Source organism: Pimelobacter sp. 30-1 (assembly GCF_018831735.1).
In the GTDB taxonomy this organism is placed as follows: domain Bacteria; phylum Actinomycetota; class Actinomycetes; order Propionibacteriales; family Nocardioidaceae; genus Nocardioides.
This window is the reverse complement of record NZ_NHTS01000001.1, coordinates 97,527-116,706: the sequence shown is the minus strand read 5'-3', so window position 1 is coordinate 116,706 and position 19,180 is coordinate 97,527. Positions and strand designations below refer to the sequence as shown.

The 19,180-nt window shown below is 71.5% G+C and carries 18 protein-coding genes; 7 read left to right on the top strand and 11 right to left on the bottom strand.

Annotated features, from left to right (window positions below; all coding sequences use genetic code 11):
- Positions 1–9: 9 nt before the first annotated feature.
- Both CCO04_RS00580 and CCO04_RS00575 read right to left on the bottom strand, forming a co-directional pair.
- A complete protein-coding gene (locus tag CCO04_RS00580; protein ID WP_215812156.1) occupies positions 10–726 on the bottom strand; it encodes an ABC transporter ATP-binding protein in 717 nt (238 codons plus the stop codon).
- Positions 723–1,481 carry an ABC transporter ATP-binding protein gene (locus tag CCO04_RS00575; RefSeq protein WP_215812155.1) on the bottom strand — a complete coding sequence of 253 codons (759 nt, stop codon included), beginning with the start codon at positions 1,479–1,481 and terminating at the stop codon, positions 723–725. Before CCO04_RS00575 ends, CCO04_RS00580 begins: the two co-directional genes overlap by 4 nt.
- A gap of 173 nt (positions 1,482–1,654) precedes the next feature.
- Here CCO04_RS00575 and CCO04_RS00570 point away from each other — a divergent pair, with 173 nt between their 5' ends.
- Positions 1,655–2,590: a helix-turn-helix domain-containing protein gene (locus CCO04_RS00570; protein WP_308281093.1), complete on the top strand. Its 936-nt coding sequence runs from the start codon at positions 1,655–1,657 to the stop codon at positions 2,588–2,590.
- Here CCO04_RS00570 and CCO04_RS00565 read toward each other — a convergent pair.
- From CCO04_RS00565 to CCO04_RS00555, 3 genes are read right to left on the bottom strand one after another with little or no spacing between them, the layout of a single operon-like run.
- Complete coding sequence (locus tag CCO04_RS00565) at positions 2,577–3,359, bottom strand: enoyl-CoA hydratase/isomerase family protein (RefSeq protein ID WP_215812153.1); 783 nt, start codon at positions 3,357–3,359, stop codon at positions 2,577–2,579. The genes CCO04_RS00570 and CCO04_RS00565 overlap by 14 nt on opposite strands.
- Positions 3,356–4,075 carry a VOC family protein gene (locus tag CCO04_RS00560; protein ID WP_215812152.1) on the bottom strand — a complete coding sequence of 240 codons (720 nt, stop codon included), beginning with the start codon at positions 4,073–4,075 and terminating at the stop codon, positions 3,356–3,358. The genes CCO04_RS00565 and CCO04_RS00560 overlap by 4 nt, the downstream gene beginning before the upstream one ends.
- On the bottom strand, positions 4,075–5,751 hold the full coding sequence (locus CCO04_RS00555) for a class I adenylate-forming enzyme family protein (protein WP_215812151.1): 1,677 nt from the start codon (positions 5,749–5,751) through the stop codon (positions 4,075–4,077). The genes CCO04_RS00560 and CCO04_RS00555 overlap by 1 nt, the downstream gene beginning before the upstream one ends.
- Before the next feature lie 129 nt (positions 5,752–5,880).
- Between CCO04_RS00555 and CCO04_RS00550 the strand changes: the two genes are divergently transcribed.
- Both CCO04_RS00550 and CCO04_RS00545 read left to right on the top strand, forming a co-directional pair.
- Complete coding sequence (locus CCO04_RS00550; RefSeq protein WP_215812150.1) at positions 5,881–6,675, top strand: enoyl-CoA hydratase-related protein; 795 nt, start codon at positions 5,881–5,883, stop codon at positions 6,673–6,675.
- Between the two features lie 15 nt (positions 6,676–6,690).
- Positions 6,691–7,623: a nitronate monooxygenase family protein gene (locus CCO04_RS00545; protein WP_215812149.1), complete on the top strand. Its 933-nt coding sequence runs from the start codon at positions 6,691–6,693 to the stop codon at positions 7,621–7,623.
- 254 nt (positions 7,624–7,877) lie between these two features.
- On the opposite strand, the gene CCO04_RS00540 is transcribed toward CCO04_RS00545, so the two are convergent.
- Together CCO04_RS00540 and CCO04_RS00535 are read right to left on the bottom strand one after the other, a co-directional pair.
- Positions 7,878–9,392: a carotenoid oxygenase family protein gene (locus CCO04_RS00540; protein WP_215812148.1), complete on the bottom strand. Its 1,515-nt coding sequence runs from the start codon at positions 9,390–9,392 to the stop codon at positions 7,878–7,880.
- 37 nt (positions 9,393–9,429) lie between these two features.
- Positions 9,430–10,653 (bottom strand): acetyl-CoA acetyltransferase, encoded by a 1,224-nt coding sequence (locus CCO04_RS00535; RefSeq protein WP_215812147.1) that lies wholly within the window; start codon positions 10,651–10,653, stop codon positions 9,430–9,432.
- A gap of 127 nt (positions 10,654–10,780) precedes the next feature.
- Here CCO04_RS00535 and CCO04_RS00530 point away from each other — a divergent pair, with 127 nt between their 5' ends.
- The 3 genes from CCO04_RS00530 to CCO04_RS00520 are packed head-to-tail and all read left to right on the top strand — an operon-like array spanning position 10,781 to position 13,401.
- The gene (locus tag CCO04_RS00530; protein ID WP_215812146.1) at positions 10,781–11,689 is read left to right on the top strand and encodes an SDR family NAD(P)-dependent oxidoreductase; all 909 of its coding nucleotides are present in this window, start codon (positions 10,781–10,783) and stop codon (positions 11,687–11,689) included.
- 36 nt (positions 11,690–11,725) lie between these two features.
- Entirely contained in the window at positions 11,726–12,541 is an 816-nt protein-coding gene (locus CCO04_RS00525; RefSeq protein ID WP_215812145.1) for a DUF1295 domain-containing protein, read from the top strand.
- Entirely contained in the window at positions 12,541–13,401 is an 861-nt protein-coding gene (locus CCO04_RS00520; RefSeq protein WP_215812144.1) for an acyl-CoA thioesterase II, read from the top strand. Before CCO04_RS00525 ends, CCO04_RS00520 begins: the two co-directional genes overlap by 1 nt.
- 3 nt (positions 13,402–13,404) lie before the next feature.
- On the opposite strand, the gene CCO04_RS00515 is transcribed toward CCO04_RS00520, so the two are convergent.
- Genes CCO04_RS00515 through CCO04_RS00505 form a run of 3 tightly spaced genes read right to left on the bottom strand, consistent with a single transcriptional unit; the run spans position 13,405 to position 17,365 of the window.
- On the bottom strand, positions 13,405–14,457 hold the full coding sequence (locus CCO04_RS00515; protein ID WP_215812143.1) for a dihydrodipicolinate reductase: 1,053 nt from the start codon (positions 14,455–14,457) through the stop codon (positions 13,405–13,407).
- On the bottom strand, positions 14,454–15,641 hold the full coding sequence (locus tag CCO04_RS00510) for an acetyl-CoA C-acyltransferase (RefSeq protein ID WP_215812142.1): 1,188 nt from the start codon (positions 15,639–15,641) through the stop codon (positions 14,454–14,456). Before CCO04_RS00510 ends, CCO04_RS00515 begins: the two co-directional genes overlap by 4 nt.
- The gene (locus CCO04_RS00505; protein ID WP_308281092.1) at positions 15,638–17,365 is read right to left on the bottom strand and encodes a class I adenylate-forming enzyme family protein; all 1,728 of its coding nucleotides are present in this window, start codon (positions 17,363–17,365) and stop codon (positions 15,638–15,640) included. Before CCO04_RS00505 ends, CCO04_RS00510 begins: the two co-directional genes overlap by 4 nt.
- Before the next feature lie 536 nt (positions 17,366–17,901).
- On the opposite strand from CCO04_RS00505, the gene CCO04_RS00500 reads away from it, so the two are divergent.
- A complete protein-coding gene (locus tag CCO04_RS00500; RefSeq protein ID WP_215812141.1) occupies positions 17,902–18,864 on the top strand; it encodes a helix-turn-helix domain-containing protein in 963 nt (320 codons plus the stop codon).
- On the opposite strand, the gene CCO04_RS00495 is transcribed toward CCO04_RS00500, so the two are convergent.
- Positions 18,849–19,073 (bottom strand): hypothetical protein, encoded by a 225-nt coding sequence (locus tag CCO04_RS00495; protein WP_215812140.1) that lies wholly within the window; start codon positions 19,071–19,073, stop codon positions 18,849–18,851. The two genes, CCO04_RS00500 and CCO04_RS00495, sit on opposite strands and share 16 nt — an antisense overlap.
- Between the last annotated feature and the right edge of the window lie 107 nt (positions 19,074–19,180).

Here is a 19,180-nt window from a genome sequence, read left to right as displayed (position 1 = left end):
GTTCCTTCCTCAGTAGCCCAGGTACGCGGCACGGATGCTGTTGTCGTCACGGAAGGACTCCGCGGAGCCGCTCGCGCTGACCTCGCCGACCTCGAGCAGGTAGACCCGCGAGGCGATCTCCAGCGCCAGCTCGGCGTTCTGCTCGACGAGGAGCAGGGCGGTGCCGAGGTCGCGGTTGACCTCGGCGAGCGTCACGAAGAGCTCCTGCACGACGACGGGCGCGAGGCCCAGGCTGATCTCGTCGCACAGCAGCAGGCGGGGCCGGCTCATCATCGCCCGCGCCACGGCGAGCATCTGCTGCTCGCCGCCCGAGAGCGTGCCGGCGACCTGGTCGCGCCGCTCGGCCAGCCGCGGGAAGACGGTGAACCAGCGGTCGATGTCGGTCGCGACGTCGGCCTTGTCCTTGCGGGTGACCGCGCCGAGGCGCAGGTTGTCCATCACCGACAGGGCGGTGAGCGTGCCCCGGCCCTGGGGCACGAGGCTGATGCCCTTCGCGAGCATCACGTCGGGACGGGCGTTGCGCACGGGCGTCCCGTCGACGACGAGCTGGCCGCCGGTGATCGGGAGCTGGCCGGAGAGCGCGCTCAGCAGCGTCGACTTGCCGGCGCCGTTGGCGCCGAGGACGACGACCACCTCGCCGGGGTCGACGCTGACGGAGACCTCGCGCAGGACGGTCAGGCCGCCGTACCCGGCGACGAGGTCGCGGGACTCGAGGACGGCGCTCATGCCGCCCGCCCCAGGTACGCCGCGATGACGGCCGGGTCGCGCTGGACCTCCGCCGGAGCACCGTCGGCGATCGTGGCGCCGTGGTCCATCGCGACGACGTGGTCGGAAACGCCCATCACCAGGCCCATGTGGTGCTCGACCAGCAGCGCGCTGAAGCCGAGCTCGTCGCGCAGCTCACGGATCAGGCCGCCGAGCTCGGCGACCTCCGCGTGGGTCAGGCCGCCGGCCGGCTCGTCGAGCAGCAGCAGCCGCGGGCGGCTGAGCAGCGCCCGGGCCAGCTCGACGCGCTTGAGCGTGCCGAAGGGCAGGCCCCGCGCGGGGTGGTGGGCGACGTCGACGAGGTCGAAGCGCTCCAGCAGGCCCCAGGCCTCGCCCTCGATCGCCCGGGTACGACGCAGCGAGCCCGGCCAGCCGACGAGCGACGGCAGCAGGTGCGGCACGGCCCGCGCGTGGGCGCCGACGACGACATTCTCGAGGACGGTGCGCGAGGGCCACAACGCGAGGTTCTGGAAGGTCCGGGCCACCCCCGCCCGGACGACCTGGTGCCGGCGCAGGGCCAGGAGGTCGCGGTCGTCGTACGTGATGGTGCCGGCGCTGGGCTGGTACACCCGCGTCACGCAGTTGAACAGCGAGGTCTTGCCCGCGCCGTTGGGCCCGATCAGGCCGCAGATCTCGTTGTCCCCGACCGAGAAGGTGACCTCGTCGAGTGCGGTGAGTCCTCCGAACCGGAGCACCACGCCTTCCACCCTCAGCATCAGATGTACCTTTCCTAGCCGAATCTTTCGTGCTTCCATCAGGCCCGAGAAGGCTGTGACCCCGATCACCAATCATCGGGATGGAGACACTATGTCGGCGGGAGAGTCACTCCGTCAATAGAAGTGATGGCGCATCTTCTGTAACTTTCACTAACGATGTAGCGTCACTCCCCGTGACACCAACCGAGAGAGACCGCGACACCGAGGACGCCGCCGAGGTGTCGCCGCTCGGTACGGCGCTCGCGCTGCTCGGCGACATGTGGACGCTGCGCATCGTGATGCTCGTCTTCTCCGGGCGCCGCCGGTTCCAGGACATCCGGACGTCGCTGGCGATCTCCGACCCGGTGCTCTCGCGCCGGCTCACCGTGCTCATCGAGCACGAGATCCTCTACACCGAGGAGTACCAGCAGAACCCGCCCCGCAAGGAGTACCTGCTCACCGAGTCCGGCCGCGCGCTGTGGCCGATCCTGGTCGCGCTGTGGGTCTGGGACCGGCGCTGGGCGGGCCACGAGCACCGCGACGCCCACATGCACCTGCGGCACCTGCCCTGCGGGCACCTGACCCGTCCCGTGTTCGGCTGCGCGGTGTGCGGCGCCATCGGCGTCGGCATCCGCGACACCACGGGCCGCGTCGACGAGCGGCTGCACGTCGACACCCACCAGAAGCGCTCGCGCCGCTCGCCGTCGATGACGACGCCGATCGACGCCACCGGCGTGCTGGGCGACCGCTGGTCGACGTTCCTGCTCTCCGACGCGTTCACCGGGTCGCGCCGGTTCAACGACTTCCAGACCAAGCTGCAGATCTCGCCGGTCACGCTGACCCAGCGGCTCAACCTCTTCGTCGAGGGCGGGCTGATGTCGCAGGACGCGATCGAGGGCAGCAAGCGCACGGAGTACCGGCTGACGCCCAAGGCGCTGGACTTCTGGGAGGTCACCACCACCATCAACCACTGGGCGCAGCGCTGGGTGGCGACCGACGGTCACTCGGGCCTGTCGCTCACCCACACCACCTGCGAGGCGGAGCTGGTCCCGCAATACACGTGCAACGCCTGCAACGGCGTGATCGAGCGGGACCAGATCCGCTTCGAGGGCGCGATCAGCGACCTGTGAACCGCGCCGGGCGTCGCTCGAAGAACGCGGCGACGCCCTCGCGGTGGTCCTCGGACTGCTCGCACTCGGTGAGCGCGACGACGTGCGCCTGGAGGTGCTCGTCGCGGGTGCGCGAGGAGCCCTCGTTGATGAGCGCCTTGGCCCGGCGCAGCGCGAACGGCGACCCGGACGACACCGCCAGTGCGAGCTCGCGTGCCGCCTGCGGCAGCTGGTCGGGCTCGACGACGTCCAGCACGAAGCCGATGTCGCGGGCCTGGTCGGCGTCGATGAACTCACCCGAGAAGATCAGCCGCTTCGCCCACTGGGCACCGATCAGCTGCGGCAGCACCCACGTGCCGACGCCCTGGTCGGGGATCAGCCCGCGCTGCACGAAGATCCACGAGAAGCGGGCGCGCGTCGAGGCGATCCGGAAGTCGGCCTGGGTCGCGAACTCCACGGCGACGCCCGCGCACGGGCCGTCGACGGCGGCGATCACCGGCTTGGTGCACGACCAGAGGAACCAGTGCCGGCCGTCGGAGTGCTCGCCGCGGTCCTCGGGCCGGGTCTCGGTCTCGACCTTCTCAAGCTGGCTCAGGTCGGTGCCGGCCGAGAACTGGCCGGGGACGCCGGTCAGCACGATCGCGCGGACCTCGGGGTCCGCCTCGGCCCGGGCGACGCCGTCGCGGATGGCGTCGTACATGACGTAGGAGAGGGCGTTGCGCTTCTCCGGGCGGTCGATGGTGATGGTGGCGACGCCCTCGTCGACGTCGTAGTGGACGTGCTCGCTCATGCGTTCTCTCCCTGCCGGGGCACGAGGGTGAAGCGGACGCCGCACAGCTCGATGGTCTCGCCCGCGCGGGCGGGATCGAGGGCGACCAGGTCGACGGCGACCAGGCCGCGCGGGCCCTCACCGGAGGCGACGAACCGCAGCTCTTCGCCGGGCAGGCGCAGGACGGCGTCCTCGCCCACCTCGATGCCGAGCATGGTGGCCCAGTTTGCCGCTACCTGCTGGGGATCCGGGGTCGCGATGGTGCAGGCGACGATGTCGCCGCCCGGCCCCTGCGCCTTGTTCTCGAAGATCCCGGGCGCGAAGTGCCAGGTGTCGGCCGGCTCGACCTGGTCGAGCTCGGCGAGCGTGCCGAGGTGCTTGGGGTGCCACTGGCTGATCCGGTGTCCGTCGTAGTCCTGGTGGATCACCGGCGTCACGCCGATCCCGGCCGCCGTGTCGACGACACCCTGCAGGTCGTCCACCTGGACGACGGCCATGTAGCCGCCGTCGCCGTTGCGCCGCACCAGCTGGCCGAACGACGACTCGGGGTCGAGCGGCGCGACGATCTCGACGAAGGTGTCGGCCAGGGTGAGCACCTCGTGCTCGAAGCCGAGCTTGGCCATCTCGTCGACGTCGCGGACGCCGGGACCGAAGCCGAGGACGTCGCGCGCGCGGGTGAGCGCGGCGTCGAGGTCGGCGGTGATCAGGACGACCTGCCGCAGGCGGGGGTGGGACATCAGGAGGTGCTCCGTTCCGGCGTGGAGGGGGTGGGAGTCGGCTGCAGACGGGTGCGCAGCTCGCGCTTGAGGACCTTGCCGATCGCGTTGCGGGGCAGGGCGTCGACGATCTCGAGGCGCTCGGGCCACTTGAACTTCGCCACGTCCGCGGCGCGCACGACGGCGATGACGTCGTCGAGCGTGAGGGGCTCGTCCGCCGCGGGGCCGGCCGGGACGACGTACACGCAGAGGCGCTCGCCGAGGTCGGGGTCGGGCATGCCGACGGCGGCGACCTCCGCGATGCGCGGATCGGCGACGAGGAGGTTCTCGATCTCGGCGGCCGAGATCTTGAAGCCGCCGCGGATCACCAGGTCCTTGGCGCGATCGACGTGCACCAGCAGGTCGGCGCTCTCGGCGCTGATCTCGAAGACGTCGCCGGTGCAGAACCAGCCGTCCTCGTCGAAGCCCTCGCGCTCGCGGCCCAGGTAGCCGGAGAAGATCGCCGGGCCCTGGAGCCGCAGCTCGCCGGCCTGTCCCGGCGCGGTGACCTCCTCGCCGGTGGTCAGGTCGACCAGGCGGCTGCGCATCGCCGCGGCGACCGCCGTCCGGTAGGGCATGCCGGGCACGCCGTAGCGCGGGAAGAGCCGCCCGCGCTGGGCGGGATGGGGCACCGTCTCGGGCTCGGCGAAGAGCATGCCGCCCTCGTTGGAGCCGAACAGGTTGAGCACCTCGACCCCGCGACCACGCTCCCAGGCGTCGATCATCCAGCCCGACAGGGGAGCCGAGCCGGACGAGACCGCCCGCAGCGTCGACAGGTCACGGTCGGGCGCGCCGTCGGAGACCAGTGCGTTGAGCACCGGCGGCGGCGCGCACGTGTAGGTCACTCCGTGCCGCTCGACCTGCTCGCAGAAGGTCGCGATGTCGAAGGGGTGGTGCTGGACGAGGAAGGTCCCGTGCAGCAGCCACGGCAGGAACATGCCGGCCAGACCGCCGCCGTTGACCATGGGGAACGGGTTGAGCAGGACGTCGTCCCCGGTGAGGCGGGGGGACTGCGAGGTCGCGGTGCCGAGAACCTCCCAGTCGCCGTACCCGCGGGGGACGCCCTTGGGCAGGCCCTCCGTGCCGGAGGTCCACACGATGGTGACCAGGTCGGCGGAGGTGAGGTCGAGGCTCGCGGCATAGGCGTCGGCCTGGTCGCGCTGGGCCGCGGTGGGCGCGATGTCGTCGATGGTGACGACATCGGCGACGAGCTCACGGGCCTCGGCGGCGAGCGGACGGCCGACCGCCTGGTCGGCGGTCACGAAGACCTCGGCGCCGGCCAGGGCGCACATGCGCTCCAGCTCGTGGCGGCGGTACTGCACCGGGAAGGGCGAGACCACCGCGCCCAGGCGGGCGATCGCGACCATGGCGATCGGCAGCTCGACGCAGTTGGGGAGCTGGACGGCGACGACGCTGCCGCGTCGTACGCCGTGGGCGTGGAGGACCGCCGCCAGGTCACGGACCTCGTCGGCCACCTCCCCCCAGGTCAGCTCGCGCGGCGGGCCGGGCAGGAACGCCGTGCGGTTGACCGGGTCGGCCAAGGACGGGCGCTCGGGGCGCTCGCGCGCCCAGCGCTCGACCTGCCCGCTCCAGGTCACGCCGGTCCACCAGCCGTCGGCGACGAACGCGGCACGTCGGTCCTCGTCGTAGAGCTCCACGGTCGCAGTCTACGATCGGAGGCGCGGAACTACTAGATCGAAAGTGACAGAAATCTTGTCTGTACGAGGCTCTGGCGCTTCTCGGCGTGATGTAGGTACGTTTTCGACAGCACCAGATCGGAGAGCCAGATGACCGACGTACTCGTCGCGCCCACCCGGGCCGGCGTCGCCCAGGTGACCCTCAACCGGCCCGAGCGGCACAACGCGTGGACCGTCGGGATGCAGGCGGCGTACTTCGCCGCGCTCGAGCAGCTCGCGGCCGACCCCGACGTACGCGTCATCGTGGTGACCGGCGCGGGCGGTACGTTCTGCCCGGGCGCCGACACGGAGGCGCTCAGCCGCTACTCCGAGACCGGTACGACCAACCCCGCGATGGCGCTCATCGAGCAGCCCGAGTGGTACCCGGCGCTCGTCCCGAAGCCGATCATCGCCGCGATCAGCGGCATGTGCGCGGGCGTCGGCCTGGCCCAGGCCCTGCTCTGCGACCTGCGGATCGCCGCGCCCGACACCCGCTTCACCACCGCCTTCGCCAAGCGCGCCCTGCCCCCCATGCACGGCATGGTGCCGCTGCTGACCCGGGTCGCCGGCGACGCCGCGGCCGCCTCGCTGCTGCTCACCGCCCGTACCTTCCACGGCGACGAGGCGCTCCGGCTGGGCGTGGTGACCGAGGTCAGCGACGCGCCGCTGGAGCGCGCGACCGAGCTCGCCGAGCAGATCGCGGCGACGTGCGCGCCGACGTCCCTCATGACCATCAAGCAGGCCCTCGTCGCGCCCTGGCTCGCCCAGGTCGAGGACGCGGTCACCACCGTCGACGCGACGCTCGACGCCGTCCTCGGCTCCGCGGAGTTCCGCGAGGGCCTCGACAGCCTGCTCGAACGACGTCCCCCGGCCTTCCCCGGCCTGCGGATCGACCCCACCCACTGAGACGAGGCACCACCCATGACCCCCTTCGACCACCTCCGGCTCCCCGTCGTCGCGGCGCCGATGTTCCTGATCTCCGGCCCCGACCTCGTCGTCGCCGCCTGCCGCTCCGGCGTGATCGGCTCGTTCCCGAGCCCGAACTGCCGCACCGTCGAGGACCTCGACACCTGGATGGGCACGATCACCGACCAGCTCGACGGCACCGACAGCGCCCCGTGGGCGCTCAACCTGGTCACCCACCGCACCAACACCCGTCTGGCCGAGGACCTCCGCCTCGTCGCGGAGTACAAGCCCTCCCTGGTCATCACCGCCCTCGGCTCCCCGATCCCCGCGATCGAGACGGTCAAGGAGTACGGCGGCACCGTCATCGCCGACGTCGTCAACATCAACCTCGCCCGCAAGGCCGTCGCCGCCGGTGCCGACGGCCTCGCCTGCGTCTCCGCCGGCGCCGGCGGCCACACCGGGATGATGTCGCCCTTCGCGTTCATCTCCGCGGTCCGCGAGTTCTTCGACGGCCTCGTCACCGTCGGCGGCGGCATCACCGACGGCGCCGGCATCGCGGGCGCCGTCGCCGCCGGCGCGGACCTCGTCTACATGGGCACCCGCTTCCTCGCGACCGCCGAGAGCCTCGCCCCCGAGGAGTACAAGCAGATGGTCGTCGAGCACGGCCCCGACGACCTGATCGTCACCGACGGCATCACCGGTACGCCGGCGTCCTGGCTGCGCCCGAGCCTCCTCGCCAACGGCATCGACCCCGACACCCTGGTCAAGCCCACCGCCCGCGACTACGACTCGTCGTCCGGCAACGCGACCCGCTGGAAGGACCTCTGGGCCGCCGGCCAGGGCCTCCAGACCATCCGCTCCATCGACCCCGTCGCCGACGTCGTCGACCGCCTGGCCAAGGAGTACGACGCCGCCGCCGGCCGCCTCGCCCGCCTGACCGCCCCCTGAGCGGGGCGGGCACGGCCCCGAAAAGCACCAGGGGGTGGACCGGCGATCCCGGCCCACCCCCTGGCTCGTCTTCCCCCCGCCGAAGGCGCAGGTTTCCCGCCTCGAGGTTGCAGGTTTCGCGCGCCGAAGTCGCAGGATCAGCACGTCGAGGTCGCAGGGTGGAAAACCCTGCGACTTCGGGGCCGGAACCCTGCGACTTCGCGGCCTGAGCCCTGTGCCCTCGGGGCCGGAACCCTGCGCCTTCGGCGGTCGGGTCAGAGTCCGACAGCCTCGGCGGGGGTGTCGGTGGTGCGCCAGCGCCGCAGCTCGTCGCCCGAGGCCCAGGTGGAGTGGGTGCCGCTGGAGATCCGCTGGGGGAGCTTGAGCTTGCACACCGGGCCGTCGCCGACGCGGGCGGCGTCGAAGACCAGGCAGAACGAGGCGTCCTGGTTCATGTCGGTGGTGAGGGTGACGAGGTAGCCGTCGTCCTCGCCGGTCGAGCCGACCCGTGGGGCCATGGCGGTCTCGCTGCCGTAGACGCCGTCACCGAAGCCGTACCGCTCCTCGGTGCCGTCCTTCAGGTCGTGACGCACCAGACCGTCGAAGAGGAACCAGCCGGGCTTGCCGGTCGCGGCGTAGGCGTAGCGGTAGTCGGTGCCGGTGAAGGCGCCGTTCATCATGCCGAACTCGGTGATCGAGTCGCTGAGCTGCTCCTCCTTGACCAGGCCGGTGCGCAGGTTGAGGCGCCAGCGGTGCAGGCGGGCCTGGAGCCGGTCGAGGGCGAGGAAGCGGAAGGCCCGCTCCCAGCGGTCGCCGCCGATGTCCTTGGGCTCGGGGTCGCCCTGGAAGAAGCCGTCGAGCACGATCTCCTCGCCGTCCTCGTAGGCGTTGACGAAGTGCAGCACGTACGTCGACTCCGCCTCGAACCAGCGGATCTGCGAGGTGTCCCCCCGGCGCGGGATGACGCCGATCCGCGAGGGCATGTCGCGGTGGAAGCGCGGCGCATGCACGCCGTTCTTGAGCAGGTCCTCGTCCCAGAACAGCGGGAAGTCGTTGAGGATCGCGTAGTTCTCGGTGAACGCCATGTCGTGCGGGAGCCGCGGCCCCGGCAGCGGTACGTCGACGTAGTGCACGAGGTCGTTGTTCTCGTCGACGACGCCGTACTTCATGTACGGCGCCTCCTTGCTGTAGTTGAAGAACAGCATCTCGCCGGTGCGCTCGTCGACCTTCGGGTGCGCGGACACCCCCCAGTCGAAGGGGAAGTGCCCCTTCCAGCTCTCCTTGCCGAGCGTCTGCAGCGAGAACGGGTCCATCCGGTAGAGGTCGCCGCACTGGTAGAAGCTCGTGAGCGCGACGCCCCGGTGGACGACGACGTCGGTGCTGGACGCGTCCTTCATCCGCTGCCGAGCACCCCAGCCGTCCTCGCGCTCGGAGATCACCGGCGGCTCGGAGATGCCGGCCCACAGGGCGCGGCCGGAGTCGAGCTCGGCCTGCAGCCCGTCGGTGCGGATGAACCGGTTGCGGTAGAAGGCCTTGCCGTCGCGGAAGCCGACGACGTGGACCATCCCGTCGCCGTCGAACGGGTGGTAGAACTTCTTCGCCGGGTGCACCGGGTTCTCGGTGTTGCGCAGGTAGAGCCCGTCGAGGTCCGCAGGGATCTGACCCTCGACCACCTCGAGGTCGTCGGTGCTCCACTCGTCGGTCTGCGGCCGCCAGGGACCGGTCCGGTAGGGGTGGTCGTCGTCCTCGGGCAACGTCGACAGGACCCGGCCGATCAGCTCGACATTCACAGGGGTGCTTCCTCTCGTCGGGGGATGTCTAGGGGGGTCAGCTCGCGGTGACGACGAGGCTGACGGTGGTGGCGGTCGAGCCGCCGAAGTTGAGCGTGGCCACGGTGTCGGCGCCCTCGACCTGGTAGTCGCCGGCGGTGCCGCTGACCTGCTTGCCCGCGTCGAGCAGCATCCGTACGCCGGACGCGCCGACCGGGTGCCCGCCACCGATGAGCCCACCGCTGGGGTTGATCGGGAACCGGCCGCCGAGCTCGATGTCGCCGTTCTCGACCGCCTTCCAGGACTCGCCGGGCTCGGTCAGGCCGATGTGGTCGATGGCGATGTACTCGCTGGGCGTGAAGCAGTCGTGGGTCTCGAGCGCGTCGACGTCGTCGAGGCGGACCTCGGCGCGGTCGAACGCCGACAGCACGGCCTTGCGCAGGTGCGGCATGACGTAGGGCTGGCCGGCGGCACGGTCGAGCTTCTGCTGGATGTCGAGGCCGACGGTGGTGTGCCCCCAGCCGGCGATCCGGGCGATCGGGCGCAGTCCGGGGTTGCGCGCCAGGAACGCGTCGGAGACCAGAACGACGCCCGCCCCGCCGTCGGTGATCTGGCTGCAGTCGAAGCGGCGCACACGCCCCTCGACCGACGGGTTGTTCGCGGGGTCGCCGGCCGGACCGAGGTCGGGGACGTCCCAGCCGCGGGTCTGGGCGTTGGGGTTGCGGCGCGCGTTGGCGAAGTTGATCTCGGCGATGCGCGAGAGGTGGGCCTGGTCGATGCCGTAGCGGGCGTCGTACTCGTCGATGACCTTGTCGAACATGTAGGGCCACATGAACGAGGCGTCCTCGCCCTCGTGACCGGTCCAGGCGGCCGCACCGAGGTGGCGGGCGGCCTCGTCGCCGCCGACGGTCTTCTCCAGCTCGAGGCCGAGCACGAGCGCGACGTCGTAGTTGCCGGCGCGCAGGTCGGCCATGGCACCGAGGACGGCGATGCTGCCGGAGGCGCAGGCCGCCTCGTGCCGCGCGGCCGGTACGCCCCACAGGCCGGGGTTGACGGTCGCGGGCATCGCGCCGAGGTGGCCCTGGTGGGTGAAGAGCTGGCCGAAGGCGTTGCCGACGTGGATCACGCCGATCTGCTCGGCATCGACACCGGCAGCGGCGAGGGTCGCGTCGACGACCTCCGTGGCCAGGTCGGCGAAGTCCTTGCCCTCGCGGTGCAGGTTGCGCGCGAAGTCCGACTGGTAGCCGCCCAGCACCCACACGTCCGTCGTCCGCAGGCTCATCCGCTCATCTCCTCACGTCTTTGCGCAGGGCGCTTGCCACAGCGTCCCGTTCACACTACAACTAACAGAGGTTCTAGGGAAGAAGCCTCCTCGAACCGCCCGACATCGCCTTGAGAGGACACCGAACGTGAACGGATCGACGCAGCCCGAGGACCTCTGGGCCGACCAGGTCGCCATCGTGACCGGCGGCGGGAAGGGCCTCGGCCGCGCCTTCGCCCTCGACCTCGCCCGCCGTGGCGCACGCGTGATCGTCAACAACCGCAACCGCGAGGTCGACGCCGACGGCCGTGGTCCGGCCGACCACGTGGCCGCGGAGATCACCGCCGCCGGCGGTACGGCGATCGCCCACCACGGCGCCGTCGAGGACCCCGACTCGGCTCGCTCGATGGTCGCCCTCGCGCTCGACACCTGGGGCCGGCTCGACAGCGTGATCACCAGCGCCGGCATCAGCAACCCGCAGATGTTCCACAAGACCACGCCGGAGAACTTCCGCCAGGTGCTCGACGTCAACGTCCTCGGCACGGTGCTCGTCACCGCCGAGGCGGCGCGGGTCATGCGCGAGGCGGGCCGCGGCCGGATCCTCATGGTCGCCTCGACGGCCGGGCTGCACGGCGAGGCCACCGTGTCGGCGTACGCCGCGAGCAAGGGCGCCGTCATCGCGCTCGCCAAGACCGCGGCCGCCGAGGGCGCGGCCAAGGGGGTGCACACCAACGTGCTGCTCCCCTATGCCACGACGCAGATGACCGAGACCAACATGGACGGCCGGTACGCCGACCTGCTGACCTCCGAGAAGGTCGCTCCCGTCGCGACGGCCCTCGTCGACCCGCGCTGCACCCTCAACGGCACCACGATCGTCGCCGCTGCCGACGGCATCCGGATCGGTGAGACCTCCGAGGGTGCGACCGTCCGCTTCCCCGGCACCGAGATCGCTCCCGAGGAGCTCGTCGCCCTCGTCGACCGCAGCCGGGCCGGCGACCATCGTACGTTCCCCGAGGCGCAGGCCGCCTTCCAGGACTTCGCCGCCGACCTCGTCTGAGCGCGCAATCCCCCATCCCACCGAAGGAAACTCCACATGTCCTACCCCTGGGGCGATCTCGCCCTCAACCTCGCGGTCAGCGCCGGCGCGGTCGTCGCGGTCATGGCGATCGTCATGGCGATCGCCTGCCTCATCAAGAACCAGTCGATCATCGACATCGTCTGGGGACCAGGCTTCGTCGTGGTCGCGGCGGTCAGCTATCTCGTCTCCGCCGGCTCCGACGGCGACGACACCCGCCGGCTCGTCGTCCTGCTGCTGACCGCGGTCTGGGGCCTGCGCCTCGGGCTCTACATCGGCAAGCGCAACCTCGGCCACGGCGAGGATCCCCGCTACACCGCGCTGATGCGGCACCAGGAGGGCAACCTCGTGGTGTTCCTCGTCCGCAAGATCTACGGCCTGCAGGGCGTGCTCATGTGGCTGGTCTCGCTGCCCGTCCAGGTCGCGATGTACGAGGACACCGCGCTCGGCCTGCTCGGCCTGCTCGCGATCGCCGTGTGGGTGGTCGGATTCGGCTTCGAGTCGATCGGCGACTGGCAGCTCACCCGGTTCAAGGCGGACCCGACCAACCAGGGCAAGGTCATGGACCGCGGCCTGTGGGCCTGGACGCGACACCCCAACTACTTCGGGGACTCCTGCGTCTGGACGGCACTCTGGCTGCTCTCGCTCGGTCACCCGATCGGCCTGGTCACCGTGCTCTCGCCGGTGATCATGACCGTCCTGCTGCTGCGCTACAGCGGCAAGGCCCTGCTGGAGCGGCGGATGCTGCGCAGCAAGGGCGACGCGTACGCCGCCTACCTCGAGCGCACCAGCGGCTTCTTCCCGCGGCCGCCCCGCCGGGTCCGGGTCGGCTGATGCGGACGACCTCCAAGCTCGCCGCGCTCCTCGACCTCACCGAGGTCGGGGAGCTGCGGTGGACGACCACGTCCGACAACCTCGGCCTGCCGCAGCTCTTCGGCGGCCAGCTCGTCGGACAGACGCTCATGGCCGCCGGGCAGGCACTCGGCGAGGACAAGGCGATCCACTCGTCGTACACCTCGTTCTTGCGGGCGGGACGCCACGACGAGCCGTTGACCCTGGCGGCCGAGGTCGTGCGCGCCGGACGCCAGCAGGCGACGGTGCGGATCGAGGTGCTGCAGTCCGACCGGCTGCTGTGCGTCTCGACGGTGACCGGCGGGATCATCGACGACGGGATCTCCCACCAGCGCCCGGCTCCCCGCACCCGCGCCCCGCACGACTCACCGCCGTTCGCCGAGCTGGCCGAGGCCGACGGCGGGCTGAGCGCGATGTGGGACGGCATGGACAGCGTCGAGGTCCGGGTCGGGGACGTCGACCCGCACGCCGCGGTCGCGCACTCGGCCGCACCGCCGATCCACGTGTGGATGCGGACTTCCGAGGAGCTGCCGGACGACCGGCGCTTCCACGTCGGCGCGCTGGGCTATCAGAGCGACCTGATGCTGATGTCGACCGCGGTGACCCCCCAGGGGCTCGCGGTGGGCATGGAGAACACCTTCGCCCGCGAGTGGTGGGCGGTGTCGCTCGACCACGCGATGTGGTTCCAGGGCGACTTCCGCGCCGACGACTGGCTGATGTGGGAGCACGTGACGCCGATGGCGCACGCCTCCCGGGCGCTGGTGCAGGCGACGGCGTTCACCGCCGACGGCGCAGCGGTCTGCCACGTGACGCAGCAGGCGCTGCTCCGCCGTCAGGGGTAGTCGTCAGGCGTAGTCAGCCCGGAAGGGCGTGACGAGCGGCCGGGTCAGGACTCCTGGCTCGGCCGCCACCACGTGGGGCAGGCCGTTGATCACCTGACCGGCGAGGGCGTACTGCTCGGCACCCATCCGGCTCAGGTCCTCGGGGTGCTTCACCAGGTCGATCGCGATCCGCACGCCGGGGTGCCCGGTGACCTTGACCTGCCACAGCGGGGGTTCGGCGTCATCGAGGTGGCTGCGGTCGACGTACCAGTGGATCGACATGGTGAGCCGGCGCTCGCCGTCGACGATGGCGTGCCAGCGCCAGTTGGTGTGGCCGATCGTGCCCGCCGGGATGACGCCCGCGGGGACCTCGAGGTCGCGTGCCGTCGCGTGGACGACGTGATCGCTCTCGACCCGTTCGAGGGTCATGCCGAGGCGCAGGGCGACGGCCGCGAGCGCCTCCTCGTACATGCCGTTGAGGGACGAGACCGGGCCCCAGGAGAGGTCGTTCGGGTCGACGGTCGCCGGATCGGCGCCGAAGCCCAGCGCGTCGAACAGGTACGCCGGGTCGCGCACCTCGGAGGCGTCGGCGGCCTCGACGATCTCGATGTTGTCGATCGACAGGCACAGCCCGGAGGCGAGCGTCGCGACCTGCTCTGCGATGAAGCCCGGGTTGAGGCCGGCACCCATGAGGGAGGTGCCGCCCGTCGTGCAGGCCTCCTGCAGCCGGGCGAGCCGCTCGCCGCCCCAGTGCTCGGGATGGCTGTAGCCGTTGATGCTGATGACGTTGGCGCCCGACGCGAGGATCCGCACCAGGTCGTCGTCATGGCTGCCGTAGGGGCCGAGCCGGCCCGCGTGGACGACGACATCGGCGTCGAGCGCGAGGATCGCGTCGACGTCGTCGGTCGCCAGAACCCCGGTGGGAGGGCGGTTCGCGAGCTCACCGGCGTCCCGACCGACCTTGCTCGCGCCGTAGACGTAGACGCCGACGACCTCGACGCCCGGGTGGTCGATCATCGAGCGGAGCACGGCCTTGCCCATCGCGCCGGTCGCCCACTGCACCACGCGATAGGTCATCGGGCGGTCCGCTCCACGACCATCGCCATCGAGACGCCCAGCGCCGCGGGGATGACGAGCAGTCCGTAGCGCCCGTCGCGGCGCGCCAGCAGGTCGAGCGCGTTGGCGAGGATGATGCCGCCGCTCGCGCCGAGCGGGTGCCCGACCGCGACCGCGCCGCCCTCGATGTTGACCCGCTCGGGGTCGAGGCCGAGCTCGCGCACCAGCAGCAGCGGGGTCACCGAGAAGGACTCGTTGAGCTCGGCGACGTCGATGTCGTCCACCGCGATGCCGGCGCGCTTGAGCGCCAGGCGGGCCGCTTCGACGGTGCCGTCGAGACCCGGCGACCGTACGGCGGTGTGGGCCCAGCTGACGATCCGCCCGATCGGCGCGCGGTTGAGGAAGTCGGCCGCACGCTCGGACCCGATCACCGCGGCGGAGGCGCCGTCGCAGAGCTGGGGCGCGGTGGCGACGGTGTGCAGACCCTCGGCAGGACGGGTGAATCCGGGGAACCGGCGCTCCACGCGCGCCCACAGGGGGTCCTCGCCGAACAGGGGGGACATCTCGGCGAGGCCGGCGAGCGTCGTACCGGCGCGGGCGCCCTCGTCGCGGTCGAGGAGGACGACGCCGTCCTGCCGGACGGGAACGACGTGGCGGCCCGGCTCGGCCGCGGCCGCGCGCTCGTGGGAGCGCACCGCCCAGGCATCGAGCTCGGTGCGGGTGAAGCCGTGCTTGGCCGCGGTCAGGTCCGCCGAGACGCCGATGGTGACGAACCCGGTGAGCTCACCGAGGTCCTCCTCCAGCGCGAACGCCGGGCGGTCGCTGAACATCGGCACGCGCGACATCGACTCCGCGCCGCCGGCCACCACCAGGTCGGCCATCCCGGCCTTGACCTGCGCAGCACCGGTGGCGAGCGCGTCGAGGCCCGACGTGCACATCCGCGAGACCATGCCGGCCGGCGTGGTGTCGGGCCAGCCGGCCTTCATCACCGCCATCCGCGGGACGTCGGCGGCCTGCTCGCCGTGGATCGTGCTGACGCCGGCGACGATGTCGTCGACCGCCTCGGGCGGGACGCCACGATCGGCCAGCTCGGTGAGGAGTCCGGCGAACAGCTCGTACGCCGGGACGCCGGCGAGGGTGCCGCCGTCCTTGCGGACCCGTCCGCGCGGGGTGCGCACGGCGTCGTACACGAAGGCGTCGGTCATCGGGCGACCTCCTGCCGCAGCTCGCGCTTGACCAGCTTGCCGACCGGGTTGCGCGGCAGGGCGTCGCGCACCTCCAGCCGCTCGGGCAGCTTGTAGCTGGCGATCTTGTGGCCGCGCAGGAACTCGACGAGCTCGTCCAGCGTCAGCGCCGCATCGGGACGGAGCGCCACCACGGCGGCGACCCGCTCGCCGAGCATCTCGTCGGGGTCACCGATGATCGCGACCTCGGCGACCGCGGGGTGCTGGGCGATGAGGCCCTCCAGCTCGGCGGGAGCGATGTTCATGCCGCCGCGGATGACCATGTCCTTGGAGCGGTCGACGTACTTGAGGAACTGGTCGTTGTCGCCGGCGATCTCGAAGATGTCGCCGGTCGGGATGAACCCGTCGGCGTCGAGCAGGTCGCCCAGACGGGCCCCGCCGACGTACCCGGCGAAGAGCTGGGGACCGCCGATGCAGAGCTCACCGGGGCGTCCGGGCTCGGTGACCTCCTCGCCGGTCGACTGGTCGACGAGCTTGATCCGGGTCCACTCGGCGGCGTTGCCGGTCCACGACGTACCGGCGGCTCCGTAGCGGGGGAAGTACTGCGCGCGCTCGTCCGGGTCGGGGAAGTCCTCGACGCTCGACAGCAGGCAGATGCCCTCGTTGGACCCGAAGAAGTTGATGATCCCGATGCCGTGCCGCTCCTGCCACCCACGCACCATCGCCGGCTGCAGCGGCGCCGAGCCCGACCCGAGCCGGGTCACGCTCGACAGGTCGATCTTGGCGAGCAGCTCCTCGTTGTTGAGCAGCATCCACAGCAGCGCCGGGGGCGCCAGCGTGTAGGTGACCCGCTCCTGCGCGATCTGCGCGAAGAACGTCTTCATGTCGAACGGGTGGTGCTGCACCATCGTCGCGCCCGTGCGCAGCCACGGCAGGAGCATGCCGTTGATGCCGGCCATGTTGATGATCGGGAAGGTGTTGAGGATGACGTCGTCCTCGACGATCCGCGGCGCGTCGACGGTGCACCAGGAGAAGAGCATCCAGTCGTAGTGGGCGCGCATCACGCCCTTGGGCGCGCTCTCCGTGCCCGACGTCCAGCAGATCGTGGCGAGCCGGTTGGGGTCGCTGGGGTACTGCTCACGGTGCCGCGCGACGGCCTCGCGATCGGCGCCGCTCGCCTCCTGGGGGACGACGACCACCGCGCCCTCGACCTCACTGTCGGCGGTGAGCTCGGCGCCGTACGCGATGACGGCGGTGAGGCTCGCGATCCGCGGCTTGGCCGCCACCGCCTCCGCAGCCATCCCCCGATCCCCGAACCGCTCCGCGGTGATGAGCACCTTCATGCCCGCCGCGCTCGCCATCGTGACGACCTCGTGCTCGCGGTACTGCATCGCCAACGGCGACACCGCCGCCCCGAGCGTCCACGCCGCGAGGTACACCTCCGCCAGCTCAGCCGTGTTGGGCAGCTGGACGCCGACGACGTCCCCCGCCGTCACCCCGAGCTCGAGCAGCCGAGCCGCCAGGAACGCCACCTCGCCGTCCAGGTCCCGCCAGCTCAACCGCCGCGGCGCGGACCCCACGAGGTCCTGCCGGTTGGCCGGATCGACGATCGCGAGCCGGTCAGGATGAGCCGCGACACGAGTCCGGAACAGACCGTCCCCGGTCTCGTCGGTCCACCAGCCACGGGAGACGAACTCCTCGACCCGCTCCTGCGGGTGGAGGCCGTCGACGAGGGTCACGCTCACGTTGGTCGTTCTCCTAGGTCGGGCCGACGAGCGGCCGGGGCGCTGTGTGAGGCAGGTTACTGCAACAAACAGAGTTACTCAACGGGCCCCCGGCCAGGTGCGCGAAGCGGCAGGGACGAGCCGGCGAAGGCGGCGAAGGCGACGGACGAGGTGACAGCCGAGGCTGAGGCGGAGGTGGCGGCCGCAAAGCGGCGGCGCGGGCGGAGCCCGTGCCGTTGTCGCGCCCCAAGCCGGCCGTCAGGGCCCCGCAGTCAAGGACGGGCGAAGCCCGCCGCGAAGCGGACCGAGCGAAGCGAGGGTCCTTGACGGCGGGGGACGGCCGGCTAAGCGCGGCCGCCACCGCAACCACGCTCACCCGACAGCAACCTCGCCCAAGGAAACGTGCACCCTCAGAGGGCCAACCCTGCTACTTCGCCCGCCGGAACGTGCGACTTCGACCCAGAAACCCTGCGACTTCGGCGGCAGGAACAGCAACCCGAGGCGCCCGAGAGGCCGGAGCGCCAGACGTCCGACGCCTGTGGTCGTATCCTGCTCCGGTGCCCGCCGCCGACCAGACCGCGGACCACTCGGTCCCACCCCACCGGCCCGGCTCGAACTCGCTGTCCCGCGGTTTCGGCCTGCTCGGTGATGAGTGGTCCCTGTTCCTGATCCGCCTGGCACTGCTGGGGCGCAGCAAGTACTCCGAGTTCCGGGCCCAGCTGCCGATCTCGCACGCCGTGCTGACCAACCGGCTCGACACGTTGGTGCGGGAGGGGCTGATCGAGAAGCGGATGTACTCCGAGCGGCCGCCGCGGTCGGAGTACGTGCTGACCGAGCGGGGGCGGTCGACGTGGCCGATCCTCACCTCGATCTGGGGGTGGGAGCTGGCGTGGGTGTCGCACCACTCGTACGAGACGCCGCCGATGCACCACCGGGCGTGCGGCAAGGACTTCGCGCCGGTGCTCACCTGCGGGCACTGCCACCAGGCGGTGACGGCCCGCAACCTGCGCGCGGCGTGGGGGCCGACGGGTGGGTGGCGGGAGTCCGTTCCGGAGACGACGACGCGGCGCCGCTCCGGCTCACGCGGTACGGCGGTCGACCACAGCTTCTACCCCGACACCATGGCCGTCTTCGGCAACCGGTGGTCGTCGGCGCTCGTGGGGGCGGCGTTCCTGCGGGTGCACCGGTTCACCGACTTCCAGACGCTGCTCGGCGTCCCGCCGGGGCTGCTGGCCGACCGGTTGAGCGCGCTGTGCGAGCGCGGCATCCTCGAGCAGGTCCGTACGGCGACCCGCCCCGACTGGGCGGAGTACCGGCTGACCGAGAAGGGCCTGGCCGTCTTCCCCGTCATCGCGACCACGATCGAGTGGTCGGAGCGGTGGGTCGGGTCCCCCGAGGGACCGGCGATCGAGATCACGCACGCCGCGTGCGGCAACGCCTTCCACGGCGTCCTGGTGTGCGACCAGTGCGGTGAGACGCTCAGCGGCGCCGAGATCGAGCTCGGTCAGGGCACCAAGTAGGCGATCGTCTCGGCGATGCACACAGGGCGGTCGGCGTGCTCGCGCTCGATCGTGACGGTCGTCCGCACCTGGACGCCGGCGCCGAACGGGTCGACGGCGGTGACCTCCACGCCGGCCCGCACCCGGGCACCGGGCGAGAGCGGCGCGGGGAACCGGATCCGGTCGCAGCCGTAGTTGACGCCCATCGAGAAGCCCTGGAAGTCGTGCACCTGGCCGCCGAGGAGCGGGACGAGCGTGACGGCGAGGTAGTCCGTCGTCCCGGTGGACGCCGCGAACCCGTCGAGCCGCTCCTGGTCGACGATGACCCAGTCGGAGT

Coding starts and splice junctions, on each gene's coding strand:
- CCO04_RS00580 (WP_215812156.1), bottom strand. CDS start 726: ATGAGCGCCGTCCTCGAGTCCCGCGACCTCGTCGCCGGGTACGGCGGC.
- CCO04_RS00575 (WP_215812155.1), bottom strand. CDS start 1,481: ATGCTGAGGGTGGAAGGCGTGGTGCTCCGGTTCGGAGGACTCACCGCA.
- CCO04_RS00565 (WP_215812153.1), bottom strand. CDS start 3,359: ATGAGCGAGCACGTCCACTACGACGTCGACGAGGGCGTCGCCACCATC.
- CCO04_RS00560 (WP_215812152.1), bottom strand. CDS start 4,075: ATGTCCCACCCCCGCCTGCGGCAGGTCGTCCTGATCACCGCCGACCTC.
- CCO04_RS00550 (WP_215812150.1), top strand. CDS start 5,881: ATGACCGACGTACTCGTCGCGCCCACCCGGGCCGGCGTCGCCCAGGTG.
- CCO04_RS00545 (WP_215812149.1), top strand. CDS start 6,691: ATGACCCCCTTCGACCACCTCCGGCTCCCCGTCGTCGCGGCGCCGATG.
- CCO04_RS00535 (WP_215812147.1), bottom strand. CDS start 10,653: ATGAGCCTGCGGACGACGGACGTGTGGGTGCTGGGCGGCTACCAGTCG.
- CCO04_RS00525 (WP_215812145.1), top strand. CDS start 11,726: ATGTCCTACCCCTGGGGCGATCTCGCCCTCAACCTCGCGGTCAGCGCC.
- CCO04_RS00520 (WP_215812144.1), top strand. CDS start 12,541: ATGCGGACGACCTCCAAGCTCGCCGCGCTCCTCGACCTCACCGAGGTC.
- CCO04_RS00515 (WP_215812143.1), bottom strand. CDS start 14,457: ATGACCTATCGCGTGGTGCAGTGGGCGACCGGCGCGATGGGCAAGGCC.
- CCO04_RS00510 (WP_215812142.1), bottom strand. CDS start 15,641: ATGACCGACGCCTTCGTGTACGACGCCGTGCGCACCCCGCGCGGACGG.